Raw genomic sequence first — 24529 nt, forward strand, 5'->3', positions numbered from 1 at the left:
AGTTTCTACTTATATATTACCTTAATAGTTTAAACGTTTCCTTCTTCTTTTGCCAAACGTACTAATACATGTGCGATAGCATGTTTTTCGTCATCTTTTGCTACATTCCACATTTTGTTTAAGACGTATTCTTCACGGTTTTGTGGTTCTTCATGTTTGTTCAAATGCTCGGCAACCTTTTCTGCCGCTTTTGCTAATTGCTCTTCATTTAAACCTAGTTTTTCTCCGCGGTTAATTTGCTTTTTTAAATAATCCATGAACCCTTGGAAATTATCTAAGATCTCCTGTTTTTGTTCACTAGAAATGTCTTTTAGCTTTTCTTCCGTTTTTTGATTCGTATTCATACTTATCGACTCCTCTCTATTTTTGTCACATATGAAACAGAAAAGATTTGCGACACTATCTCCATTCCCTGACTTACAAAGAAACAAACTTTCATTACAAAAAAACCAGTCGTTAGGATTAGCGACTGGGCTTTTTGTAGTATATTAAAGTCTATAAATTCTTGCTTCGTGTGGACGCAAGACAGTTTGATCCATGTCGCTGTTACTTGTCACACCTACATAGTTTGCTAAAATTAATTCTTTTTTCGTTCCGTCTAAAGACCTAGGCAATGTTAAATTATATTCTTCGTCGCTATGATTCAAAATGATTAACCATTTTACTCCATTGTACGCACGAGTATACGTGTATAACTTTTCATCACCTTCGGATAGATCTTCAAAGTCACCATATACCATTACTTCATTTTCTTTACGGAGTTGAATTAGTTTTTTATAGAAATAGAATACGGAATTCTCATCTTGCAGAGCTTTTTCTACATTTATTTCTTTATAGTTAGGATTCACTTTAATCCACGGTGTCCCCGATGTGAATCCAGCATTTTTTTCGCTATTCCATTGAACTGGAGTTCTAGAGTTGTCACGGCTTAATAATAGTAAGCTTTCAAACACTTCTTTTGGATTTCTACCTTTTCCTACTTCTTCTTTATATTTATTTTTCATCGCAATGTCGTTGTAATCTTCAATTGAATCAAATCTTACACCCGTCATTCCAATTTCTTCTCCTTGGTAAATATAAGGCATACCTGGTAATGTATGAACAAGTGTAGCAAGTAGTTTTGCAGACTCCACTCGATACTTTCCGTCATTACCGTAACGTGTTACTTGACGAGTATGATCATGGTTGTTTAGAAATTGAGAGTTCCAGCCTTTTCCTTTTAATCCTTCGTACCAGCGTTTTTGAATTTTTTTAAAACAAAGCATATCCCATGTTGCCATGTTATCTGCTACTTCAAAATGGAATAGCGTGTTTAATTCTTTACGGTCTTCCCCTGTATATAACACGCCATCCTCTGGAGTAACGAAAGGAATCTCTCCTACTGTCATCACATCATAGTGACGTAGTACTTTATCATGCATCTCTTGTAAATACTCGTGGATACCTGGATTATTTCCTAAGTAAGAAATATCATATGGATTTTCCGCATCAGGAAAACCTTCTAATTTTGCAAGCAAGTTAATAACATCCATTCGGAAGCCGTTAATCCCTTTATCTAGCCAAAAACGCATCATTTCATAAATGGCATTTCGAACTTTTTCGTTTTCCCAGTTTAAATCTGGCTGCTCCACCGCAAATGAATGCATGTAATATTGTTCTGTATTTTCATCGTACTCCCACACAGATGGTGCAAAATAAGATCTCCAGTTATTTGGAGCTTCACCTGTTTGAGGATGTGGGTCTTTCCATATATACCAATCGCGTTTTTGGTTATCTTTGGAAGAAGCAGACTCCATAAACCATGGGTGTTGATTAGAAGTATGATTTACTACTAAGTCCATAATAATTTTCATGTCTCGTTTATGAACTTCTGCAATCAAACGCTCCAATGTTTTCATGTCTCCTGCTTTTTCCATGACACCGTAATAGTCGCTAATGTCATAGCCATTATCCACATCAGGAGATTCATAGCATGGATTTAACCAGATTACATCTACACCTAGTTGTTTTATGTAATCTAACTTTTCGATAACACCTTGTAAATCACCGTAACCATCACCATTTGTGTCATTAAAACTGCGCCAGTATACTTGATAAACAACCGCTTCTTTCCACCATTTTTTATTCATTATCTTCGCTCCTTTACATTAGATATGGTAAAAAGGCAGGGCACATAACACATAAGCCCTACCCGAAAAGTATTGTATTGAGTACTAATCGTTGTTGTTCGCGGAAGGTGTTCGCTTTCCGCGGGTGGTAAAAGGAAGGTTATTTTCACTGTCATGAAAAAACCTACTCCTCGGCTCATGCGCCTGTGGGGTCTCCCTTGACGCACTTTTCCCGCAGGAGTCTCTCACCATCCGCAAACAACAACTTAATTAATATTGATAAGTTAAAATGAAATCTTTAACTCTTCATCTTTCATGGTGCGATTCTATTTTTATATGGGTGAATCAATTTCATAATTACTGTTCGTATAGTGAAAAACGAATGTTCAGTGTATTATTATTAAATAACGTTCGATATAAAACGTTAATTATATGAAAGAATAGGTTTAATATTCGTTTTTCGTTTAGTAATTGTACATTATGAAACTCACTCGGGTATCTACTCTAGATTTATTTTAATTTATACACTCTTGCTTCGTATGGAAGAAGTTCGATATGTTCGATTACTTCTTTTTCTTCCACTTCATAGTTACTTATTAAAAGGCTATCAACTGTTAATGTTTTTAATTGCTCCGGTAAATCAAATGTTGTTGTCTCACCGTAAAAATTACATACAACCAACAGTTTCTCTTCCCCTAAAGTTCTAGTAAAAGCATAAATTTGAGGGTGATCTTCGACGATAATATCATAATCTCCATATACGATTATCTCATGTTGCTTGCGTAATGCAATTAACTGACGATAGTAATGGAAAATAGAGTTAGGGTCTTTCACTACTTGCTCGGCATTTATTTCTTTATAGTTAGGATTTACATTAATCCATGGAGTACCTGTTGTAAAGCCTGCATTTTCGCTTTCGTTCCACTGAACAGGAGTTCGTGCATTGTCACGCCCTTTTACATAAATGCTTTCCATGATTTTTTCTACTGGAACACCAGCTTCCACTTTTTCTTTATACATATTTAATAGTTCAATATCTCGGTAGTCTTCGATTGAATCGAATTTAACGTTTGTCATCCCAATTTCTTCACCTTGGTAGATGTATGGCGTTCCTTTCATCATGTGTAGAAGTGTTGCTAACATTTTAGCAGATTCCATACGATAATTCTTGTCATCCCCAAAGCGAGAGACGATTCGTGGTTGGTCGTGGTTATTCCAATATAAGCTATTCCAACCTGTTTTCTCTAATCCTTTTTGCCATCTAGATAAGCTCCACTTTAAGTCTTTTAAATCTAGTGGTTTTAAGTCCCATTTTCCGTTAGGTCCAGAATCTAAATCTACATGCTCAAATTGGAATACCATGTTCACTTCATTACGATTTTCATCTGTATAAAGCTGTGCTTGTTCTGGGTTTACGCCTGGCATTTCTCCAACTGTCATAACATCATACCCGCTTATCGCCTCGCGGTGCATTTCTTGAAGGTAATCATGAATTTTAGGTCCATTCATGAAATATTTAGAACCAGATCCGTATTTTTTTCCTTCTTTTAACTCACCGTCTGGTAAACCGTCTACTTTGGAAATAAAGTTGATAACATCCATACGGAAACCATCGATACCTTTATCTAACCACCATTTCATCATATCGTACACTTCACGGCGTAAGCGTGGATTTTCCCAGTTTAAGTCAGGTTGTTTTTTCGCGAAAAGGTGAAGGTAATATTCATCTGTTGCTTCATCATAATCCCAAGCAGATCCGCTAAACGTTGCTTCCCAGTTATTTGGCTCTTTTCCATCTTTTCCTTCTCGCCAAATATAATAATCACGATAAGGGTTATCTTTTGATTTCTTTGACTCTATGAACCATTCGTGCTCATCTGAACTATGATTAACTACTAAGTCCATAATTAATTTCATGCCGCGCTTATGAATTTCTGCAAGCATTTCTTCCCAATCTGCCATTGTTCCGAAATCGTCCATAATATCTTTATAGTCGCTAATGTCATAGCCGTTATCATCATTCGGAGATTTATAAACCGGTGATAACCAAATAACATCTATTCCTAATTCTTTTAGGTAGTCTAATTTTGAGATAATTCCTTGGATATCGCCAATTCCGTCTCCGTTGCTATCCATGAAGCTTCTTGGATAAATTTGATATACGACACTTTCTTTCCACCATGTTTTTTGCATTGTTCGCCGTCCCTTCGATTATTTTATATAATTTGTATCTTGTTTTGGTCACTATGGGTCTTGCTTCGGTCACTTTGTACCGAGTTTCGGTCACTTTCCACCTTGCTTCGGTCACTTTGTGCCTTGTTTCGGTCACTTCGCACCTTGCTTCGGTCACTTTGCACCTTGCTTCGGTCACTTCGCACCTTGCTTCGGTCACTTCGCACCTAGTTTCGGTCACTTCGCACCTTGCTTCGGTCACTTCGCACCTAGTTTCGGTCACTTCGCACCTTGCTTCGGTCACTTCGCACCTAGTTTCGGTCACTTCGCACCTTGCTTCGGTCACTTCGCACCTAGTTTCGGTCACTTCGCACCTTGCTTCGGTCACTTCGCACCTAGTTTCGGTCACTTCGCACCTTGCTTCGGTCACTTCGCACCTAGTTTCGGTCACTTCGCACCTTGCTTCGGTCACTTCGCACCTAGTTTCGGTCACTTCGCACCTTGCTTCGGTCACTTTGTGCCTTGTTTCGGTCACTTCGCACCTTGCTTCGGTCACTTCGCACCTTGCTTCGGTCACTTCGAAGCTTGCTTCGGTCACTTCGAAGCTTGTTTCGGTCACTTCGCAGCTTGTTTCAGTCACTTCGCACCTTGCTTCGGTCACTTCGCACCTTGCTTCGGTCACTTCACACCTTGTTTCGGTCACTTTGTACCTGGTTTCGGTCACTTCGCACCTTGCTTCGGTCACTTCGCATCTAGTTTCGATCACTTCGCACCTTGCTTCGGTCACTTCGCACCTGGCTTTGGTCACATCGCTTATTTAACAAATGCACCAAATTTGTTACTTAATAGCTCCTTTTGTAACTCCGCTAATAATCCATTTTTGTAGGAAGATATATACGAGTAACATTGGTAACAACGCTAGTAAGTAAGAGGCAAATGCTAAGTTGTAGTTAGTGCTAAATTGTGATTGGAAAACGAACTGTACTAAAGGTAACGTCATATCACTTCGGTCACTTAGAATAACTAGTGGTAACATAAAGTCATTCCACGCCCAAAGTGCTGTTAAAATACCTACTGTTGCATTCATCGGTGTTAATAGTGGGAAAATAACTCTCCAGAATACTCCCCATCTAGAACATCCATCCATAATTGCTGCTTCTTCTAATTCAATTGGAATCGACTTAATATATCCAACATATAAGAAAATATTAAATGCTAGTCCATACACAATGTATAAAATGATTAGCCCTGTTGGATTCATCATAGAAATGGCACTCATCTGTTTTACAATCGGTAACATAATGATTGGAAACGGTACAAACATTGCACTTACAAAATAATAGAATAATACTTTATAAGATTTCTTGTGCATATTACGAGCAATAGCATAGGCAACCATTGAGTTCGTTAAGATCGTAAATACTACTGTAAAAAATGTAATATAGGCACTATTTTTTAACGCATTAAAGAAATTTGTCATTTCGATTGCTCTTGTAAAGTTATCAAAACGTAATTCGCTTGGTAACGCTAGAATGGACTGCGCTGTCTCTTGTGGAGTTTTCAACGCATTGACAACTGTTAAATATATTGGAAAAAGAATAACGATGGAACCGATTATTAATAATATCGTAACCGTCCAATTAATTTTTTTGCTTCCCATTACATCTGCACCTCCCGTTTTTGTAAATAACGGATTTGTATAACAGAAATTGTTACGATGATAATAAAGTACACAACTGCGTTAGCCGATTGGTAGGCAAACTCTCCACCTTGGAAACCACCGCGGTAGATTAATAAGGAAATAGACTCTGTAGATCTACCTGGGCCACCACCTGTTAAGGCCATAATATGGTCAAATACCATTAAGAAATTTTTCATTGCTAAAACCATATTGATTGTAAAGAATGGAGCAATAAGTGGGAACGTAATTTTCCAGAAAGACTGCCATTTATTCGCTCCGTCAATGCTTGATGCTTCATAAAGCTCTGTTGAAATAGTTGCAAGACCTGCTAGATAAAGTATCGTATTAAAGGCTGCAGCCTGCCATACTGCTACAACAACAATTCCTATCCAAGCTAAATCGGGATTTCCTAAAATACTTGCCGTTAAAGAGTTGATTCCTAAGTTCTCCGCAATGGAAGGAACAAAGATTGCAAAAATATAGTTAAAGATAAATCCAACAATTAAGATACTTAAAATGTTTGGCATGAAATAAACGCCGCGCAACGTTTTCTTAAACTTAATTTGTGAGTTTAATCCTAGCGCAACTGCTAAACTAATGATATTTACTAGGACAGTAGATAAAATGGCAAACTTAAATGTGAACATATATGCATCTAATGCGCGTGAATCTTGAAATACATTAATATAGTTTCGGAATCCTACAAAATCCCAAGATCCATACCCTTTCCAGTTTGTGAAACTATAGAAAATACCTTGTAACACTGGAAATGTATGAAAGGCAAAAAATAGAATAACTGCTGGAAGTACCATTAAAAGATATGGACTAATTTTCTTCTTTTTCATTGCTACCTTTCCTCCCCTTAATTTCTTTGTGAAATCGATACCACAAATTAACTTCTGAATACAATGTCTCACCTTCGTTAGCATAAGACCATTTCCGATAAAGATTATCGTTAACCTTCATAGGAAATGGACCCATATCAATAAGGAAGGTTTTTTTTCGGAGGGAAAAGTCCGAGAAAAAGAAGTTCTCCCTCCTAAAATTATTAGTTTCTACCTTTTACTTTGTTCCACTCGTTATCTAGAGTATTTAAAAACTCTTGTACGTCTTTCTTAAGTAAAAACTCTTGTACTAAGTTTTCTACTTGCATTCCTGTTGGAAAATAGTGGTCAGGGAAACTAGTAATTGTACCATCTTCAAAATGTTTTGCTAAGTCAGCTACTGTAGGGTCTTCTTGAATAACACCTTCCACTGCTGAGAATTGTTTTTCTTGGTCAATATAGAATTGTGCATTTTCTGGACGAAGTAAGAACTCAATGAATAATTGTGCTTCTTCTTTATTTTTAGCATTCTCTGAAATGGCTAATACTGTATCAACACCAGATACTAGACGATTTTTTGACACATCGTTTGTTGCCGGTAAAGCAAAAGCACCAATGTTTGCTTCAGGGTTTGCATCTAAAATAGATCCCACTGCCCAGTTACCTTGGATGTACATAACAACGTCGCCATTTGCAAAAGCCGTATTACCTTGATCATAACCAGCACCAAATACATCATTGTTAGCGAAGTTTAGTAATGTTAACATGTTTTCTGCTGCTTCTTTATAACGCTCGTTGAATGTAACAGCACCTTCGTTTCTTTTCTCAATAAAATCATCACCTTGTAGGTTCGCGGCTAGCGCGTTAAATGGTACCATCGCTGTCCAAGCATCACCGTATGTGTGATAGAAAGGAACTTCACCAGCTGCTTCAATTGCTTCTGCTACTCCCACAAATTCATCCCAAGTAGTTGGAATTTCAAGACCCATTTCTTCAAACTTATCTTTGTTGTAAAGTACTGTGTTCGCATTTGCAGCAAACGGAATACCGTTAGGAGTGTCTTTTCCTGCTAATTGATTTAACATTTCTACATATGCAGGTTGAACTTGTTCAATCTTTGTATCACCTGCGAAGTCATGAAGTACTCCAGCTGCTGCAAGTTCACCATACGTTGCATTTCCGTTAATTGCCATGATTTGTGGAATGTCATTTTGAGTTAAACGTGAGCGTAATACTGTTTCAGATTCTGGTACGTGGTTTTGCTCGATATTGATTTCTGGATATTCTTCTTCAAACTTTGCAATCAATTCGTTGTAAGTGTTCACTGCTTCTGATTTATTTTGAAAGAATTCCACTTTCACTCTTCCATCATCAGATCCTCCACCACAAGCTGTTAATGCTAACGCTGCTACTGAACTTGCAATAAGTGCTTTAAACTTGTTTTTCATTGTTGTTCCCCCTATGGTTTTGTTTGAGTTCATTACGTAAACGTTTACGTAATGAAGAAAAAAATAATTTGAACTTAATAAATCTTCTTACGTAAACGTTTACGTAAGTATTGAAAATAATACACCTTTATGGAGGTGTTATATTTTCTTAACAGTTTCTCTTTCTACAATAGTGTGGCTCATAATGGAGCTCTCGATTTGATGATTTTTTTCAATCATTTCAATTATCTTTTCTACAGCTGTACTACCCATTTCCCAAAGTGGTTGCGCAACAGTTGTTAAAGGTGGAATGGACATTTCTGAAATATTCGTGTTGTCAAAACCTACGATGGAAAAATCATCAGGAACCTTTAAATTATGTGCATATGCTGTAGATAATGCTCCAACTGCCATATCATCACTTGCTGTAAAGATTGCTGTAAATTCGGTTAAATATGGTACTAGTTGTTCCATACATCTTTTCCCACTACTAAAACCAAAATCACCATGAACAATTAACTTTTCGTTAACTTGTAGGCCATGATCTTTTAATGCTTTTTTAAATCCTTCCAGCCTCGGTATACCAACTAGTTCATCTTCTATATCTCCACCAATCATTGCAAGCTTCGTATGTCCATTTTGAATAAGATAACTTGTTGCTTGGTATGCTGCTTGTACATCATCCACTTTCACATATGGAATCGGATATTTATAAGACTGAGATGAAACTAACACTACTGGAATTCCTAAACTGTGCATAACTTTGTAATACTCATCTCTCACAACTTGGCTAACGAAAATTAGTCCATCGACTTTCTTTTCCCCTAGTACTCTTAAGTAGTCTAGCGTGCGCTTACCGTTATGGTCTGTATTACAAACTATCATACTGTAATCATTTTCGTGAGCACTTTCCTCCAAACCCTTTAATAATTTGGAGGTAAAGGAACTCGTTACATTCGGTAATAAAACACCAATTGTTTTCGTTCGTTTATTTACCAAACCTCTCGCAATTCCATTTGGATGAAAGCCCATTTCTTCAATCACTTTCAACACTTTTTCCTTTGTTTTTTCGGAATAGCCTGGTTGGTTATTTAATATTCTCGACACAGTAGCAATGGATACATTTGCTTTCTGCGCGACATCTTTAATCGTTGGTTTCATTTCATCACCTTTTTACGAAAACGTTTACGTAAAAATACTTTAACATCCTTTTTTTATTTTTGCAAGTGCTTTCATTTTTAGAGGTTTAAATCACTCCCACTCATTAAAATTAGACAAGCTAACCTTTTGTAGCCATTAGCCTTTTCACTATCTCCACGTTCTTTTCTTTAAATACGTCATTGTGAGAATCTCTACCTTTTCATTCAATATAACAGTATGTTGGAACGTCAATCCTTGCTCAACTAATTGATCAATTAACTTTGCAGCAGGAATTGGCGTTTGTCCCCCTACATCCCAAATCATCTTTTCGGGATAAACGTGAATTTTCCCACCTAATTGTGCTTGATACTCGATGATTCCTCTTTCAGGGGAAACAACTCCATAAGAATTCAAGGTATTTTCAACGAAAAAAATAGTCAATCAATCGTAAATTTATATTCTTTCGCCTTTTTCATGTTCTTCACAAACGCAACCAATAAATCTTTTGTTGCTTCTAGGTCTCTTACATCGATTACTTCAATAGAAGAGTGTGCATACCGGGAAGGTATCGATAATGTTCCAGTAGGTACACCTTGATGTGCTTGACTTAATTCACCTGCATCTGTTCCAATACCAGGGAATACTTCTACTTGATAAGGTATTTTATTTTCCAAGGCAAGTTGCACTAATTGATTTCGAATTTTTTTATTTGCAATTAAACTAAAATCAATCGCCTTAATACCGGTTCCTGCTCCAAGCGCTAAAGAGTTATCCATCATTTCTTCCGGTGTGTCACTGACAGCCGTTGTGTCTATTGCTATAGCTACATCAGGATGGTGCTGATGACTAATAACACGCGCTCCTCTTAATCCTACTTCCTCTTGTACGGTAAAGACTCCTATCATTTCACCCGCAAACTCGGTTGCTTCTAGATCTTCCAGTGCTTGAATTAATACGGCACAACCTGCTCTGTCATCAAAAGCTTTCCCAACGATTCTATTTTCCGTTAATTCTTCAAAATGTGGGTGCCAAGTGATCGAATCCCCTACTTTAATTCCTAGTTCCTCTACTTCATTTTTAGAAGATGCACCAACGTCTATGTATAATTTCTGATGAGGTCGAACTTTTTTCGGATCGTCGTACTTCATCATATGGGCACTTATCGTTCCAATAACACCTTGTCGTAAACCGCTAGTAGACTGTAATTGAACACGTTGTGAAAGTAAAATTCTATCATCATGTCCACCAAGTTTTTCGAATCGGATTAAACCATTATTCTCTATTTTCTTTACGATGAAGCCTACTTCATCCATATGAGCTGCAATTACTATTTTCGGCCCTTCCTGATGACCCTTTTTTTTCACAATTAAGTTGCCTATTCCGTCTACCTCAATGGAGTCAACAGCTCCTTTAAGACGTTTTGCTATGTATTTGGCTACTTCTTCTTCAAAACCACACGGCCCGTGAATAGAAGACAATTCTTTTAACAAATTTTTCACATTCATTATCCCCCTTTTAAATATTGATTCTATTTTACAGTAGAAAACTGTAAAGTAACTAACAAATCGTCTTATAAATCAGAAAATTATCTTGTAGGCACCTATCTTTAGGTGCTTCATAATCTAGAAAAGAAGATATTTCTTATTGGGGGTAACATGATGGTAAATTTCGGGGTATTTGAAGGTACGATTACGTTTATAAGCGATTTTCCTATTAGTCCAAATGGCGCTAGTGAAGGATGTTATAAAATGTTTACATTAGAGGATGGAAATGGAGGAATAGTTAATTTTGTCGTATCACCTACTACTTATTTTGTCGATCACTCTACCGCACGAACCGGAGACAGAATTGTAGGCTACTTCGACACAAATGCTCCTGTTCCTCTAATCTATCCCCCGCAATATCGTGCTATAGTAATGGTTAAAAATAGGACCTACCAGAACGTAAAAATAGATTATTTTAATGATCAACTATTGAGTAGTGATGGGCAATTACAATTAAACATATCACCAATTACGCAACTAGTATTACAAAATGGTCAACAGTTCTCCTCCAATCCCGCTAACCGCAATCTAATTGTCATTTACGGACCGAGTACGAAAAGCATTCCTGCCCAGACTACTCCATATCGAATCATTGTTTTGTGTTGAGTAACTTAAACTTTTATTTGTTATGTCTACCCTGAAAAGAAAAGTAACGGTACTTATTTTAGTAAAGTCAACAAAAAAAAGGACATGATTGATCCCTCCAACGAAAAGCGCTTTATGAATAATGAATGATGAATAATTGAAGATTGCAATTACTATATAAAAGGTTAAATTTTAAGGAAAGAAGACAATATCATCTTCTTTCCTTTTAAAGATTTAGAAATATCTTAAAACATCCTGTGTGCCTTCGCATCACTTCTAGCAATAATAACGGACTGAGACATTTTTGTATGTCCGTTTATTTGAGAACTAGCTCGCTTAGGTCTTGTCCAATTGTGGGTAAATTTTTGAGAAGTTGGATCTAATCGACCTTGATTTCTCATGCATTGTCACCTCTTTGGTAGGATTGGATATTTCTAATAAAATGATATTCAGCTTGGAATATCATTATCAGTTTATGTTTAATGGAAAGGAAAATACGCACATTTCTTTTAAGGATAAATTTGGATACAACCTTGAGTTAGCAATTATTTTTGAGGGAGAGAGTATGGGGGCCATCGACGACTACCTATGGTATTTTTTTTTTGAATTTTAGACTAATTGAAAGGAATTGTTTATTCATAACTAAGCACCTTTTTTATGTATATGCTAATCGCATTCTACTTAAAATAATCAGAAAGCAAATATAAATGGCTCATATTAAAACATTAGATTTTAACATAAGCCATTTTATGTCAGTATAGTTTTACATTTTCTAAATCTAAATAAGTCTTCAATGTTTGTTGAAGTGTTCCACGCGTATCGGCTAAATGTTGGAACGATGCACCGAGACGAACCATCTTTGTGACAAGTTCTGCACGTAAGCCCGTTATAACAGCTTTACACCCCATCATGGTTACTCCGCTTAAAACATTTTCAAAGTCTGAAATCACTTCATCATCCATCGTTGTAACGCCAGAAAGATCTAAGATTAGTGTTTGTAATTTCAAATTTGAGATCTCCGTTAGCACCTTTTCTTGAATAATTTTCATTCGATACGAATCAATCATTCCAATTAGAGGCAATACCGCAACAGATGTACTTATTGGAATAATTGGAACGGATAGATGTTCTACTAACTTTCTTTGATTGTTCAATAAATTGTCTTTGTAATTGGAGTAACTTAAGAAAAAAGTATTTAAAAAGCAGTCCACATTATTATTGATTTTCTTTTCCAACTCATAAAAATCATTAATTAAAAAACTATTTTCATTCAATTTATCAAACTTATGTAAAAACTTCCAAAGAGTACGCCTAATCGCTTGCACCCACTCTAATTTAAAGGAAAGTGTTAATGAATGTTGCGCCCATAAAATACCTTCCTGTTTAGCAAATTCGATTAATTCTTCTTCTTTCTGTTCTATTACATACATAACTAATGTCTCTGCATTTTTTAAAAGGTCTATATTGCCTGCTTGTAAAATATCATTAATTTTGGATGCAACATTAACCGCTTCTGATAAAAGCCTCTCCTCAAAATCCATTCTATTCTCACTAAGAAATTTCTTTAATTCTGAATTACTATATAATGTTACTTTCATCCAGGAACTCTCCTCTCTTTGTTCAATAATTGACAATTTATTTTCATATTCGCTAATAGGGAGGAAAATCCTCCAAAAACTTCGACAACTATACATAATACTTAGGAAATCCTAACACATTTGTATTCTGTTTTAAAGTAAGTATTTATAACTTGCTGTTGCTCTTCCTTAATACATAGTAAACTATACTTACGATGAAAATGACAGACTACTCTGATAAAAAGGTGTGAACGAGAATGAATAGGCTCGATAAGTTTCCATATCCATTCAAAGAAGATGTATATCGCTACAGTAATAATTCTATCATTCTGGAGCAAGAAACAAGTGTTGAAATTACATTGAATTACGAAAATGAAATAAACTTAAAACGTAACCTATTAATAAATAACTATTCTCGCTGCTACCAATCGTCGTCACATACAAAAAAGGTACAGTGGGAAGTCGTAGAGTTACTATTAGAACATCTAACACACTATTATCCTAACATGTTTTCTTTGAAAAAAAGTAACAATAAGTGGATTTTCCACAATAATATACTTGATGAAAGTCAGGAGTTTATCTTCGGAGATGAATCTTCCCTCCAACAAGAACCGCTAGATTTTATCGGGCGACATGTGCAAGAAGACTTACTCATTATGACACAACGAGATGGGGATTTGTTTTTAGACGCTGGGCAATTATGCTTTCCAGCTAATTGGTCACTTGCCTTCAATCTTGGAATGTCTTTTAAAGATATTCATCGTCCTATTCCTGGATTCAAAGAGGAAGGCTTAGATGACAGGATCCTTACTTTTCTGCTCGGTTTAGAAGCAGGAAATCCATGGTGGCGTAAAAATTGGTCGCTAATGGCTGGAAATCGTTTAGATACTTCACTAGAAACGTTTAATGAGTGGGGACAAAATAGAAAGAAAGTTACAAAGGAAAATGCGGGAGAATTTGTACATTTGAGAGTCGAAGTACAAAAACTTTTTCGACTACCTCGTTCCAACTCTATTTTATTTACCATTCACTCACATGTACTCCCTCTTTCCGATTTTATAAGTAAGAGAGAGTGGTTAGAACAGTTTTATCACATTCTAAGTGAACTTCCACCACACATTGTCGATTACAAAGGGATTTCCTTATTTAAAGATGAGGTACTAGCCTATTTAAAAGAACAGTTAGAAAGTAGAGATGGTAAATGAATGAACTACCATTGTTGATCTCTGGCAAACGAAAATATATTTTTTGTGGATGTGAGAAAGGATTGGCACTCTTATCCCCACTTCATAATCAAGTTGTAGATGCTACAATTGAAGTTATAAGTTTAGAAGATAAAGAGTTGACGAGGAAATTAAGAAACCAAAAGATGGGTACGTTCCTCTATGTTGCTACTACTTGGGGAAATTTGAGTCGAGTTAAAAGGTTGGCTATGGAGATAGGTTATACCGAAGAAGAGTCACATTTTATTGGCTATGGAGAAAAGAGGATACAGATATTTTGTTGCCGTTGTCATGGGCTGATGAAGGTAAACGAGGTACCTGTAAACATTGAAGTTACTTGCATCCACTGTCATTTATTATTATCCGTATCTGATCATTATTCAAAGGAAAGAGACGCCTTTCTTGGTTATGTCGCAAAGCTATAGGCAGAGGTGTTTTACTTGAAAAAACAAAAAGAAATTCCTGTATATGTAAAATACATTACTATTGAAACTCCGAAAGTGAAGAGATTTACATTGGCACCAATGAATGGCGCTACTCTTCCGCCTTTTAGTGCTGGCTCACATATAACTACATACATCCGAAAGAATGGGAGTTTGTTAGAAAGATCTTACTCTCTCAACAGCCATCCAGATAAAACAGGTACGTATGATATTTCCATTTTATTAAGTGACACCTCAAAGGGAGGTTCTCACTACTGGCACACGCAAATAAAAGTTGGCGAACAGTTGACCATTAGTTATCCGAAAAATTACTTTCCATTAAGCTTTAAGGCAAAGCATCATGTTTTTTATGCTGCTGGGATTGGGATTACTCCTTTCTTATCTATGATGAAAGAGCTACAAGAGACCGGTGGCTCATTTGAACTTCACTACGCTGCTAAATCAAGGGAGCTATGTTCATTTTACTCTCTTCTAAAAGAATATTTTCGAGAACAATGTACATTTTATTTTTCAGAGGCGGAAGATTCAGAACGTCTCTCACCATTAACCCTTTTAGAACACAATATTGGCACACACGTATATTTCTGTGGACCAGAAACGTTTATTGCTGAATTCTCCAATGCAGCAATTGAATATGGTTATCCGAAATCAAGCATTCATTTTGAACGTTTTTCTCCTCCTGCGCCTAAAAAAACATTACCTTTTGAAGTAGAGTTAAAAACGGGAGAGACTGTATTTGTTTCCAAAAATCAAACATTATTAAACTCCTTAATTCTATCAGGAATTAATGTCCCTTACTCTTGCCAAGTGGGAAGGTGTGGCACTTGTGAGGTTAAGGTGTTAGAAGGAGAAGTTGATCATTATGATCAGTTTTTAAGCGAGGAACAAAAGTATTTGAACAAAAGCATACTGACTTGTGTTTCTCGTGCTAAGTCAGAACGATTAGTCTTAGATATCAATTAAAAAAGTAACCTTCTTCACCTTTAATAGGTAAGAAGGTTACTTTTTCATCGTTTGTTCTTAGTAATAGTATTGGTACGGGTATGGTTGGTAGTAGTATGGCGGTGGGTAGCCGTATCCGAAACCTGGTCCTGGTGTTAGTAGTGCTCCCGTAGCTAAGCCTCCTAGAAATCCTAAACCAAGGCCTGCTCCTCCAAAGCCCCCTCCAAATCCTGGACGTCCGAATCCTCCAAAGCCAAAGCCTGGTCTTCCAAATCCTCCACCGAATCCTGGTCTTCCGAATCCTCCACCGAATCCTGGTCGAAATCTTTGGTTATTTACATTCATTAACGTGTGCTGATCAAAAGTTTGATGGGGCATCATAGTTTGAAAATGTTCGTTCAATGTAAATCCTCCTCGTATTTTATTTAATACAGTAGATAATATGCGGTAATTGCCTATTCGGATTGGACGATGGCCTATGTTTAGGGAATTTATAGCTAGTATTAAAATCAAGAAAAACTTTTCGCGGTTATATCTTTGAAAATACCATAAAGAATAAAATCTCCCATTCTAGTCAAAAATAGATAAAAAAGGTTGTTAGTTTGGGAGATGTTGACATGGACTTTACAGATATAAGCATAAAAGTCATTATTGGGTTTTTCTTGCTCTTTTTTATAACAATCATTTTAGGAAGAACGACTATTAAACAATTAACCCCTTTCGATTTTGTCTCGGCAATCGTACTTTCTGAGTTATTAGGAAATGCCATTTACGAACAAAATGTAGGTGTTTTTTATATCATCTATACGATTGGTTTATGGGGAGCTTTGCTTATTATTATGGAGAAAATCTTATTAAAGTTTAAGAAAACAAGAGCTTATTTAGAGGGAAAGCCATCTATCATTATAAGAGATGGAAAAATTGACCGAAAAGAGTTAAAGAAAAACAGAATGAACTTAAATCAATTGTTAAGTTTACTAAGGCAAAGTGAAACATTTTCAATTCGAGAAGTGGCTTATGCAATACTTGAAACGAACGGTTCTATTAGCATTTTGAAGAAAAACTTGTTTCAGAAAGTTACACTGGAAGATTTAAATATTGCACCAGCTCCTACTTATCTATGTACATCCCTCATACTAGATGGTGAAATTGTAGAAGATAATTTATCGGAATTGGGCTTTGACAAAACGTGGCTTGACCAACAGCTTCAAGCTCAAGGAGTATCATCTGTGAAAGATGTATTGTACGCGGATTGGATTAAAGATGGTGGGATGTATATTATTCCATTTCAGAAGACAGGTTCTTAACAAAAGAGACAAAAATTCGATTTTTAACAAAGGAAGTAAATTTATTTATTGAAAAAATTAGGTGTTTATTTCTAAAGAAGCTATCCAATACTTTATATTGTCTCTCGTTTTAAATTATTGTCGATGAAGATCATTTTTTCTTTTTTCTTATCCAAAATGAACTTCATCTGCCTTATCCAGTTCATCTTCTTCTTTTTCTTTTGCCAAAATGAACTTCATCGTAAATCAAATACTCTCGCTCCTCCTCTGCTTTCTTTATTTTTTCATATAAATGATGCTTTTTCGTTGTTGTCTTGGAGTTTTTGTACTTATACTATTATTAAATAAATATGTTTAGCGAGAGGAGAACGCATGGCTACTAACATTTCTTTGATTGAAACAATGCGCGCCAGACAATCTGTAAGAACATATGAAACAGAACGCTTAAGAGATTCAGATATTGATAAATTAACAAGTTTTATAACGAATGATCAGAATTTAATCGGACCGTTCGGCAATAAAGGTCACATTGATTTTATACACATTAAAAACAACGTTACAGATAAGGGCTTTAAAATTGGAACATACGGTTTTATTAAAAACGCACAAGCTTATTTTGTTGGCAAATGCGTAAACGAAAAGTACCCTTTAGTGGAGTATGCATATATTTTTCACAAAGCAACTCTATATGCAACACAGTTAGGAATCGGTACATGTTGGATGGGTGGCACATTTACAAGAAATTCTTTTGAAAGAGAAATTCAAATGCCTGATGGGGAGTTTATTCCTTGTGTATCACCTCTAGGCTATCCAAAGGAAAAACAGCGAGTGTTTGATAAAGCACTTCGTTTTGTCGTGAAAGCAGATAATAAAAAGCCGTGGGAGAAACTATTTTATCATGGGAGTTTTGATACATTTCTATCAAGAGATGTTGCAGGGCTTTTAGAAACTCCAATCGACATGGTAAGGCTAGGGCCTTCTGCTTCCAACAAGCAACCTTGGAGATTAGTACTTTCTGAAGATGGTAAATCATGTCACTTTTTCATTGAACATACACCAAATTACAGTTCATCCTTCGGTTACCTTATGCAACTATTAGATATGGGCATTGCAATGTGTCAATTTGAATTAGCTTGCCAGGAGTTATCTATCGGTGGTGATTGGTCTATTGAAAATCCTAGCATTTCATTATTAAATGAAAATACGGAATATATTGTAACCTGGAAACTAGAGCAGAAGAGTTAATTGTTCTTAAACAATAAAAGGATATTGTTTTGCTTTGTAGAATATGATGATTAGTAGATGAGCGAAGTAGGTGGTGAAAGTATAATGATCGTATTAGCAGCCACAATTTTAGTATTAACTCTAATCATAGGTGTTATTTTAAGCAATGGAAAATGGAAAGACAAGAAATTTATTGTATGGGGCATTATCACAATGGTTTGCATTGCACCATTATTATCTTGGATTGTCTCGGTGCAGTATGGAATTAAAGACGGAGACGGTTTTGCTGGCATAGCATTAATGATGGTTATGTTTCCGATTATTTTTTTAGTTGGGCTTATCATTCTATTCATGGGGGTATATCGTCAAAAATACCCTAAATATTCATAAGGAGGTACATACACGATGGAACAAAGTCTTTTCAAACAGATGATTATTATTCGTAAACGTACGGTTTCGTTATTAGAGAAAACACCTGAAAGTATTCTTTTAGAAATACCAAAAGGATTTAATAATAACTTATTATGGCATTTTGGCCATATTTTTTGGGCCCAGGAAGTGTTGATGCATTCGTTTTTAAAAGAAGAGCATAATTGTTCTTCTGAGTTTCAAGAAATGTTTAGTATCGGAAGCAGTCCAAATAAATGGACAACAGAACCTCCCTCAATTTCTGAAATTAAAACAATGTTAGAGAAACAGCCAAACCGAATAGTACAAACATTCTCTGGTAGATTGGAAGAAGCAGGAGAAAAACCATTCTCGCTTGGTCCTGACGTTACGCTTAATACCGTAGCAGAGGTATTAAATTTCGTCCTATGGCACGAAGGTTTACATCAGGGAGAAATAAATGCCATGTTAAAGTTACTTGGCGAAAACAAATAGATATACGTTTATTATTAATGGATTTGGTCAAACCTTTAGATGAACTAGTTTAATAGGGAGAGAGCAAATGAATTCAACTAAAAGCATTACAGAGAAATTGAATTTCAAAAAATATCCAACTAAACTCATTTTGAATGTGCCTGCAGGGTATAAAGATTTTGAGGAAATCCAATTCGACTCCGCTATTGTAAAAGAAAAATACCATTTAATCTTTTTCTTTATTTTCAAAATAGAGCAGTTTAGGGAATATGTAGAATTAATTATTAACAAGCAATTACTTGAAGACAATGGCTATGTTTTTTTCGCATATCCGAAAAAGAATAACCCTAAATATGAAGAGTATATTGAACGAGATACTATCTATAGTCCGAAACATTTAGATGAAAATGGCTTTTTACATGGCAGCAATATCAAATTTTCACGAATGGTTAGTTTAGATGATGTGTTTACCGTAATTGGATTTAAAGCCGAAGCACAAAAAAAGAAAAAGACCACTACCACTCCAGCTAGTCAATGTGTGGACGATTATATTAAGCACGTTGATGATATTAAGGACTATTTAAAAGGCGATGCCAAGGTTCTTAAAATATATAACGAACTAACATATGGCTACCAGAAAGATTGGGCACGATATGTGTATAGCGCGAAGAGAAAAGAAACGCAAGACAAAAGGCTAGAACAAATGAAGGAAGTATTAATAGCAGGCTATAAATCGATGGACTTATATAGAAGGAAAAAATAGATTATCACGGCTGGGACAAAACTATGTTTATTAAAGGAAAATTCGAACAATATGCCCTAATTAACTTGGGATAAGTCGGATTTTTTTCTTTTTATTCTATAGAAGAATGTAAAGATTGTTATTCTTTCTAGCAGATGATTGGAGCGCAAGCCGTAGACTCCTGCGGGAAAGCGTGTTAAGTGAGACCCCACAGGCGCTTGCGCCGAGGAGGCTCACGAGACCGCCCGCGGAAAGCGAAGGCTTGCGCTCCAATCATCTGCGGCATTTAAAAGGGTGTGTACATTATTGCTGTCTTAAATATAATCATTCGTCTTTGAAGAAACTTCTAACTTTTTTGCACTCACTTTCAATTGTGATACAATTATAAAATTGAATAGTGTATAATGCTTATTAAATAAGATTTGGGCCTGGTAATCTGTCTAGTTGACCCAATCATCACATAACAAGAAAGGTTGAACAAAACGTGGATCATAATTCCAACTTTATCCGTAATATTATGAAAGAAGATTTGGAGTCTGGTAAGCGAAGCCATGTTATTACTCGTTTCCCTCCAGAACCTAATGGATACTTACATATTGGTCATGCAAAATCAATCGTTATTAACTTCGACTTAGCAGACGAGTTTAACGGTAAAACGAACTTACGCTTTGATGACACGAACCCTTTAAAAGAAGATTCTGAGTACGTTCATGCGATTAAAGAAGATGTGAAATGGCTTGGCTACGACTGGGACGGACTATTTTTCGCATCTGATTATTTCCAAGAAATGTACGACAGAGCTGTTCTTTTAATTAAAAAAGGAAAAGCATATGTTGATGACCTTTCTGCAGATGAGATTCGTGAGTACCGTGGCACATTAAAAGCACCTGGTAAAAACAGCCCTTACCGCGATCGTTCTATTGAAGAGAACTTAGACCTTTTTGAACGTATGCGTAACGGAGAGTTTGGTAACGGAGAGAAAGTATTACGCGCGAAAATTGATATGAGTTCACCGAACATTAACTTACGTGACCCTGTTATTTACCGAATTGCCCATGCAACTCACCACAATACAGGCGATCAATGGTGTATCTACCCGATGTACGCGTTCGCTCATCCTCTAGAAGATGCGATTGAAGATGTAACTCATTCCATCTGTACAGTAGAGTTCGAAGACCAACGCCCTCTTTACAACTGGATTGTACAAGAGTGTGAAATGACAAGCACACCACAACAAATTGAGTTCGGCCGTTTAAATATTACGAACGCTGTGATGAGTAAGCGTAAACTGAAGCAACTTGTGGACGAAAGAATTGTTGACGGCTGGGATGACCCACGTATGCCAACTATTTCTGGTTTACGTCGCAGAGGTTACACGCCAGAAGCAATTCGTACCTTCGTTCGTGAAACAGGCGTATCAAAAGGTTCAGGATTTGTAGATTCACAAATGCTTGACCACTTTGTTCGTGAAGATCTAAAACTGAAAGCACCTCGTACAATGGGTGTTGTTCGTCCTTTAAAAGTGGTTATTACGAACTACCCTAAAGGGCAAGTAGAATTTTTAGATGCAGAAATTAATCCTGAGAATCCGGAAATGGGTATGAGACAAATTCCATTCTCAAGAGAAATTTATATTGAGCAAGAAGATTTCATGGAAAATCCACCGAACAAATACCACCGTCTATACCCTGGTAATGAAGTTCGTCTAAAGCATGCTTACTTTATTAAGTGTGAAGAATTCATTAAAGACGAAGACGGAAATGTGGTGGAAATCCACTGTACGTATGACCCTGAAACGAAGAGTGGTTCTGGATTTACTGGTCGTAAAGTAAAAGGTACGATTCACTGGGTAGAAGCAACTCAAGCTATACCAGCAGAGTTTCGCTTATATGAGCCGTTATTAACGACAGAAGAGCCTGAGGAAGTAGTAACAGAAGGTACTGCTGGAGAAGAGCAAACGGAAACAGTGGAAAAATCTTTCTTAGATCAAATTAACCCTAATTCTCTTCAAGTATTAAATGGTTTTGTAGAGCCAAACATGAAAGGCGTGGCAACACAAGAGAAGTTCCAATTCTTTAGACACGGTTACTTCAATGTGGATCCAAAGCATACGACTGAAGAGAAATTTGTATTTAACTTAATTGTTTCGTTAAAGAGCTCGTTTAAGCTTTAGGATATAAGAAAAAAGGTCAGAAGCCATTTTTATTATGCTTCTGGCCTTTTTTAATCCGTTACATAATGTATGACTACTATACGAGTAACGAATGTTTTATTTCTATTTACAAAATTACGTTTTTCAATAAACGAACCGTAATGATGAAATTGATTCATCTATAGTTTCATCCCTCGATTTTAGTCATGCAGTGCAAGATCATAATGCAATATGGTCTCTACAAAATGGAACGGTTGGAAAAGCGACGAGGCTCTTAACGGAAAGAGAACAACTCCGATATGCTAGAAAACACTTTAAATAAAATGCCTAGGGATACTATAGTTCCCTAGCTTTTTCTTTTTGTATCGAGCGTTTTTTCAGGTTGAAACAAAAATCTAACTAAATCATATATTAGTCAAAGAAAACATTTAATGGAGGAAATCAATATGGTCTACGTCATTCAACCTGGCGATACCCTTTATTCATTGGCAACAAGATTTAACACGACTTTACAACTTTTAATGGCTTATAACGCTGAAATAGAGAATCCTAATTTAATATATCCTGGGCAAATTATTCAGTTACCACCTCGGGAGTTTTCGTATACTCTATGCCCTGTATTAAGACAAGGAGACCGCGGTCCAAATGTTAGTAGAATTCAATTTATGTTACAAACTGTTGGTCTTTATCGAGGAGTAATAGATGGAATATATGGGCCACTCACTCAAACAGCTGTACTTACTTGGCAGCGTAACACTCGCGAGTTAGAAATGACAGGTATTGTAGATGCGGAAACATGGACTTCGTTAGGGTTTCAATGTGAAGAGCGCCCGATAATTGGTCAGTACATTGTCAGGCCAGGGAGTTCGTTATTCAAAATCGCTATTTGGTTTGGTACTTCTGTAGAAAGTATCCTACGAGTAAATCCTCAAATCCAACATCCTAACCTTATTTTTGGTGGTCAAGTGATTAATATTCCAGCTGCTATGTAGGTAAAGGACAGCATGTATCGTGCTGTCCTTCGCGCTTTAACATTTAGATTTAGTTATTATCAGGCATTATCCATACAATTTGGCATAAACGTACTAAAAAAGTGGAGTCATGATCTTGAATGGCGACATGATCTGGTTTTACATCTACAACTGTTCCACTAACAGATCCACGTGTCGTATCTAATACTACTCGCTTTCCATTCAAGTTAGTTAGGGCAGTATACACATACGGCTCTACGACTACAACTTGCATAGGACCATTCGTATTCATTTGCGGTTGCGTACGGTAAGTATACATATTGTTCAAAATTTCCCCTCCTAGATTATTATCCATCTCAACATATGTTTACATTTCTGAAATGGTTACTCTTATACATTGGAAAGACGGTTCATTATTTTATTATCGTTTTTATTAAATGTTAATCTAGATAAAATTCCATTGATGTACATAAGTTTTTTACATATTAATCAAACGTTTGTTTAAACATTACTATGCTACTATAGTTAATGTTTTTTGAAACTTTTTTCTATTTCGTTCGTTATGTATGTATGGAGAAATTCGGATTGTACTAACTAGGGGGATGGAAATTGGAGAAGCAGATGAAGATTTTAGCTTTCCTACTTATAGGAAGTTTGATTTTAAGTATTTATTCCGTATCAAAAGTATTTGAGGTAGAAAATATTTCACGCCAAGAAGTGATTTATTTGCGATCTGAAATTAATCGGCTTACATCTAATATAGATAACATGCAATATGAGCTCTATGAATTAGTGGAGGCAAACAGATTTATTAATCATGTAGAGTTTACTCCGAAATCAGTAGTAAATGAAAACTTTGTTCATGTGACAGCTGTTTGGACATTTAATGAATTAGATAATGACGCTGAAGTAATTTTTTCTTATAGAAATACCTCTAGTAACGTTTGGGAAGAAATAAAAGCTACTAGTTTGAATCTCACACAATTTGAGGCGAACGTTGTGCTAGCCTCTAATAAATCGTACGAATATCAAATAACAGCAGTTGGGGGTACAACAAAATCTTCTACTGTCGATATGATTCCAGATACTTCACATAAGCGCCTTGTGCAGTACGAGAGCGAGTTTGGATCTGACGGTAAAGATAAAATAGGTTATTTTAACATAGCCGTACATCCGGCGCAGTCACCGTTAGAAGAATTCCGAGTTAGAGAAGTTAAAGTTCACATTACTTATGGTGATGGAACGGAAAGTGTGGAAGAATTACAACGTAGAGCTGGTACTTACGGATATTATCAAGGCGAACTGAATACAAAAAACATGAAGAAGCTTGAGCTTGAAGTAGTGTACCAAGATGGCTATTCAAAGAAACGCGAGATTTATCCTAACGAAGGCAATTTTGACGATAAATCTTGGTGAGAACATAAGAATAAATAAAGAGTCTGGGACAAAAAAGCTTGTGAAGTTCAACTTGTCCTAATAAATTAATGCCAGATGAACTTCATAGAGTCTATGAAGTTCATCTGGCATTTAAAATTTGTTGTTGTTGAACTTCATAAGACCTATGAAGTTCATCTAACATTAAAAGTTTGTTGTTATTGAACTTCATAAGGCCTATGAAGTTCATCTA

The 24529-nt window shown here is 36.1% G+C and carries 26 protein-coding genes and 1 pseudogene; 13 read left to right on the forward strand and 14 right to left on the reverse strand.

Annotated features, from left to right (window positions below; all coding sequences use genetic code 11):
• Nucleotides 1-29 precede the first annotated feature (29 nt).
• The 10 genes and pseudogenes from CDZ89_RS16740 to CDZ89_RS16785 all read right to left on the reverse strand — a co-directional run bounded on the left by CDZ89_RS16740 (nucleotide 30) and on the right by CDZ89_RS16785 (nucleotide 10851).
• On the reverse strand, nucleotides 30-344 hold the full coding sequence (locus CDZ89_RS16740) for a DUF3243 family protein (protein ID WP_096155543.1): 315 nt from the start codon (nucleotides 342-344) through the stop codon (nucleotides 30-32).
• Nucleotides 345-488: 144 nt separating this feature from the next.
• Nucleotides 489-2129, reverse strand: coding sequence for a glycoside hydrolase family 13 protein (locus tag CDZ89_RS16745; protein ID WP_100334037.1), 1641 nt, complete (start codon nucleotides 2127-2129; stop codon nucleotides 489-491).
• 489 nt (nucleotides 2130-2618) lie between these two features.
• The gene (locus CDZ89_RS16750) at nucleotides 2619-4301 is read right to left on the reverse strand and encodes a glycoside hydrolase family 13 protein (RefSeq protein WP_100334038.1); all 1683 of its coding nucleotides are present in this window, start codon (nucleotides 4299-4301) and stop codon (nucleotides 2619-2621) included.
• Entirely contained in the window at nucleotides 4237-5046 is an 810-nt protein-coding gene (locus CDZ89_RS16755) for a hypothetical protein (RefSeq protein WP_157842773.1), read from the reverse strand. The genes CDZ89_RS16750 and CDZ89_RS16755 overlap by 65 nt, the downstream gene beginning before the upstream one ends.
• A 72-nt stretch (nucleotides 5047-5118) precedes the next feature.
• Entirely contained in the window at nucleotides 5119-5940 is an 822-nt protein-coding gene (locus CDZ89_RS16760) for a carbohydrate ABC transporter permease (RefSeq protein WP_096155546.1), read from the reverse strand.
• Nucleotides 5940-6806 carry a carbohydrate ABC transporter permease gene (locus tag CDZ89_RS16765; RefSeq protein ID WP_096155547.1) on the reverse strand — a complete coding sequence of 289 codons (867 nt, stop codon included), beginning with the start codon at nucleotides 6804-6806 and terminating at the stop codon, nucleotides 5940-5942. The genes CDZ89_RS16760 and CDZ89_RS16765 overlap by 1 nt, the downstream gene beginning before the upstream one ends.
• 203 nt (nucleotides 6807-7009) lie before the next feature.
• On the reverse strand, nucleotides 7010-8233 hold the full coding sequence (locus CDZ89_RS16770; RefSeq protein ID WP_100334040.1) for an ABC transporter substrate-binding protein: 1224 nt from the start codon (nucleotides 8231-8233) through the stop codon (nucleotides 7010-7012).
• A 138-nt stretch (nucleotides 8234-8371) separates the two neighbouring features.
• Nucleotides 8372-9373 (reverse strand): LacI family DNA-binding transcriptional regulator, encoded by a 1002-nt coding sequence (locus CDZ89_RS16775; protein ID WP_096155548.1) that lies wholly within the window; start codon nucleotides 9371-9373, stop codon nucleotides 8372-8374.
• A 180-nt stretch (nucleotides 9374-9553) separates the two neighbouring features.
• Nucleotides 9554-9730, reverse strand: a pseudogene (locus tag CDZ89_RS16780) (thioredoxin reductase); the annotation flags it as partial.
• 59 nt (nucleotides 9731-9789) lie between these two features.
• Entirely contained in the window at nucleotides 9790-10851 is a 1062-nt protein-coding gene (locus CDZ89_RS16785; protein WP_096155549.1) for a M42 family metallopeptidase, read from the reverse strand.
• Between the two features lie 159 nt (nucleotides 10852-11010).
• Between CDZ89_RS16785 and CDZ89_RS16790 the strand changes: the two genes are divergently transcribed.
• Complete coding sequence (locus tag CDZ89_RS16790; RefSeq protein WP_100334041.1) at nucleotides 11011-11502, forward strand: hypothetical protein; 492 nt, start codon at nucleotides 11011-11013, stop codon at nucleotides 11500-11502.
• A gap of 224 nt (nucleotides 11503-11726) precedes the next feature.
• Here the strand turns inward: CDZ89_RS16790 and CDZ89_RS16795 are convergent, their stop codons facing one another.
• Nucleotides 11727-11882, reverse strand: coding sequence for a YpzG family protein (locus CDZ89_RS16795; protein ID WP_096155551.1), 156 nt, complete (start codon nucleotides 11880-11882; stop codon nucleotides 11727-11729).
• Between the two features lie 351 nt (nucleotides 11883-12233).
• The gene (locus CDZ89_RS16800; RefSeq protein ID WP_100334042.1) at nucleotides 12234-13079 is read right to left on the reverse strand and encodes an STAS domain-containing protein; all 846 of its coding nucleotides are present in this window, start codon (nucleotides 13077-13079) and stop codon (nucleotides 12234-12236) included.
• A 236-nt stretch (nucleotides 13080-13315) separates the two neighbouring features.
• Here CDZ89_RS16800 and CDZ89_RS16805 point away from each other — a divergent pair, with 236 nt between their 5' ends.
• From CDZ89_RS16805 to CDZ89_RS16815, 3 genes are all read left to right on the forward strand, one after another.
• A complete protein-coding gene (locus CDZ89_RS16805) occupies nucleotides 13316-14263 on the forward strand; it encodes a heme-dependent oxidative N-demethylase family protein (protein ID WP_096155553.1) in 948 nt (315 codons plus the stop codon).
• Nucleotides 14264-14325: 62 nt separating this feature from the next.
• Nucleotides 14326-14706 carry a dimethylamine monooxygenase subunit DmmA family protein gene (locus CDZ89_RS16810; protein ID WP_141395224.1) on the forward strand — a complete coding sequence of 127 codons (381 nt, stop codon included), beginning with the start codon at nucleotides 14326-14328 and terminating at the stop codon, nucleotides 14704-14706.
• A gap of 15 nt (nucleotides 14707-14721) precedes the next feature.
• On the forward strand, nucleotides 14722-15687 hold the full coding sequence (locus tag CDZ89_RS16815; protein WP_227521538.1) for a PDR/VanB family oxidoreductase: 966 nt from the start codon (nucleotides 14722-14724) through the stop codon (nucleotides 15685-15687).
• Nucleotides 15688-15744: 57 nt separating this feature from the next.
• Here the strand turns inward: CDZ89_RS16815 and CDZ89_RS16820 are convergent, their stop codons facing one another.
• Complete coding sequence (locus CDZ89_RS16820; RefSeq protein WP_406564902.1) at nucleotides 15745-16068, reverse strand: hypothetical protein; 324 nt, start codon at nucleotides 16066-16068, stop codon at nucleotides 15745-15747.
• Nucleotides 16069-16283: 215 nt separating this feature from the next.
• Between CDZ89_RS16820 and CDZ89_RS16825 the strand changes: the two genes are divergently transcribed.
• From CDZ89_RS16825 to CDZ89_RS16855, 8 genes are all read left to right on the forward strand, one after another.
• Nucleotides 16284-16973 (forward strand): DUF421 domain-containing protein, encoded by a 690-nt coding sequence (locus tag CDZ89_RS16825; RefSeq protein ID WP_100334043.1) that lies wholly within the window; start codon nucleotides 16284-16286, stop codon nucleotides 16971-16973.
• Between the two features lie 351 nt (nucleotides 16974-17324).
• Complete coding sequence (locus CDZ89_RS16830) at nucleotides 17325-18197, forward strand: nitroreductase family protein (RefSeq protein WP_096155555.1); 873 nt, start codon at nucleotides 17325-17327, stop codon at nucleotides 18195-18197.
• A gap of 57 nt (nucleotides 18198-18254) precedes the next feature.
• Nucleotides 18255-18566 carry a hypothetical protein gene (locus CDZ89_RS16835; RefSeq protein ID WP_157842774.1) on the forward strand — a complete coding sequence of 104 codons (312 nt, stop codon included), beginning with the start codon at nucleotides 18255-18257 and terminating at the stop codon, nucleotides 18564-18566.
• A gap of 15 nt (nucleotides 18567-18581) precedes the next feature.
• The gene (locus tag CDZ89_RS16840; protein WP_100334045.1) at nucleotides 18582-19058 is read left to right on the forward strand and encodes a DinB family protein; all 477 of its coding nucleotides are present in this window, start codon (nucleotides 18582-18584) and stop codon (nucleotides 19056-19058) included.
• 67 nt (nucleotides 19059-19125) lie between these two features.
• Complete coding sequence (locus CDZ89_RS16845; protein WP_100334046.1) at nucleotides 19126-19800, forward strand: YdeI/OmpD-associated family protein; 675 nt, start codon at nucleotides 19126-19128, stop codon at nucleotides 19798-19800.
• Nucleotides 19801-20263: 463 nt separating this feature from the next.
• Complete coding sequence (locus tag CDZ89_RS16850) at nucleotides 20264-21952, forward strand: glutamine--tRNA ligase/YqeY domain fusion protein (RefSeq protein ID WP_100334047.1); 1689 nt, start codon at nucleotides 20264-20266, stop codon at nucleotides 21950-21952.
• Nucleotides 21953-22112: 160 nt separating this feature from the next.
• The gene (locus CDZ89_RS20210; RefSeq protein WP_227521592.1) at nucleotides 22113-22253 is read left to right on the forward strand and encodes a DUF6241 domain-containing protein; all 141 of its coding nucleotides are present in this window, start codon (nucleotides 22113-22115) and stop codon (nucleotides 22251-22253) included.
• Nucleotides 22254-22377: 124 nt separating this feature from the next.
• Nucleotides 22378-22923 carry a LysM peptidoglycan-binding domain-containing protein gene (locus CDZ89_RS16855; RefSeq protein ID WP_096155560.1) on the forward strand — a complete coding sequence of 182 codons (546 nt, stop codon included), beginning with the start codon at nucleotides 22378-22380 and terminating at the stop codon, nucleotides 22921-22923.
• A gap of 49 nt (nucleotides 22924-22972) precedes the next feature.
• On the opposite strand, the gene CDZ89_RS16860 is transcribed toward CDZ89_RS16855, so the two are convergent.
• Entirely contained in the window at nucleotides 22973-23221 is a 249-nt protein-coding gene (locus tag CDZ89_RS16860; RefSeq protein ID WP_227521593.1) for a YuzF family protein, read from the reverse strand.
• 290 nt (nucleotides 23222-23511) lie between these two features.
• Between CDZ89_RS16860 and CDZ89_RS16865 the strand changes: the two genes are divergently transcribed.
• Nucleotides 23512-24318 (forward strand): hypothetical protein, encoded by an 807-nt coding sequence (locus CDZ89_RS16865; protein ID WP_100334048.1) that lies wholly within the window; start codon nucleotides 23512-23514, stop codon nucleotides 24316-24318.
• Nucleotides 24319-24529 lie beyond the last annotated feature (211 nt).

The organism is Bacillus alkalisoli (genome assembly GCF_002797415.1).
Taxonomy (GTDB): Bacteria; Bacillota; Bacilli; order Bacillales; family Bacillaceae_I; genus Bacillus_CD; species Bacillus_CD alkalisoli.

What these genes read in the sequence shown, in the direction of transcription:
- CDZ89_RS16740 (WP_096155543.1), bottom strand. Translation starts at nt 344, where the DNA reads ATGAATACGAATCAAAAAACGGAAGAAAAGCTAAAAGACATTTCTAGT.
- CDZ89_RS16745 (WP_100334037.1), bottom strand. Translation starts at nt 2,129, where the DNA reads ATGAATAAAAAATGGTGGAAAGAAGCGGTTGTTTATCAAGTATACTGG.
- CDZ89_RS16750 (WP_100334038.1), bottom strand. Translation starts at nt 4,301, where the DNA reads ATGCAAAAAACATGGTGGAAAGAAAGTGTCGTATATCAAATTTATCCA.
- CDZ89_RS16760 (WP_096155546.1), bottom strand. Translation starts at nt 5,940, where the DNA reads ATGGGAAGCAAAAAAATTAATTGGACGGTTACGATATTATTAATAATC.
- CDZ89_RS16765 (WP_096155547.1), bottom strand. Translation starts at nt 6,806, where the DNA reads ATGAAAAAGAAGAAAATTAGTCCATATCTTTTAATGGTACTTCCAGCA.
- CDZ89_RS16770 (WP_100334040.1), bottom strand. Translation starts at nt 8,233, where the DNA reads ATGAAAAACAAGTTTAAAGCACTTATTGCAAGTTCAGTAGCAGCGTTA.
- CDZ89_RS16775 (WP_096155548.1), bottom strand. Translation starts at nt 9,373, where the DNA reads ATGAAACCAACGATTAAAGATGTCGCGCAGAAAGCAAATGTATCCATT.
- CDZ89_RS16790 (WP_100334041.1), top strand. Translation starts at nt 11,011, where the DNA reads ATGGTAAATTTCGGGGTATTTGAAGGTACGATTACGTTTATAAGCGAT.
- CDZ89_RS16795 (WP_096155551.1), bottom strand. Translation starts at nt 11,882, where the DNA reads ATGAGAAATCAAGGTCGATTAGATCCAACTTCTCAAAAATTTACCCAC.
- CDZ89_RS16800 (WP_100334042.1), bottom strand. Translation starts at nt 13,079, where the DNA reads ATGAAAGTAACATTATATAGTAATTCAGAATTAAAGAAATTTCTTAGT.
- CDZ89_RS16805 (WP_096155553.1), top strand. Translation starts at nt 13,316, where the DNA reads ATGAATAGGCTCGATAAGTTTCCATATCCATTCAAAGAAGATGTATAT.
- CDZ89_RS16825 (WP_100334043.1), top strand. Translation starts at nt 16,284, where the DNA reads ATGGACTTTACAGATATAAGCATAAAAGTCATTATTGGGTTTTTCTTG.
- CDZ89_RS16830 (WP_096155555.1), top strand. Translation starts at nt 17,325, where the DNA reads ATGGCTACTAACATTTCTTTGATTGAAACAATGCGCGCCAGACAATCT.
- CDZ89_RS16835 (WP_157842774.1), top strand. Translation starts at nt 18,255, where the DNA reads ATGAGCGAAGTAGGTGGTGAAAGTATAATGATCGTATTAGCAGCCACA.
- CDZ89_RS16840 (WP_100334045.1), top strand. Translation starts at nt 18,582, where the DNA reads ATGGAACAAAGTCTTTTCAAACAGATGATTATTATTCGTAAACGTACG.
- CDZ89_RS16845 (WP_100334046.1), top strand. Translation starts at nt 19,126, where the DNA reads ATGAATTCAACTAAAAGCATTACAGAGAAATTGAATTTCAAAAAATAT.
- CDZ89_RS16855 (WP_096155560.1), top strand. Translation starts at nt 22,378, where the DNA reads ATGGTCTACGTCATTCAACCTGGCGATACCCTTTATTCATTGGCAACA.
- CDZ89_RS16860 (WP_227521593.1), bottom strand. Translation starts at nt 23,221, where the DNA reads ATGTATACTTACCGTACGCAACCGCAAATGAATACGAATGGTCCTATG.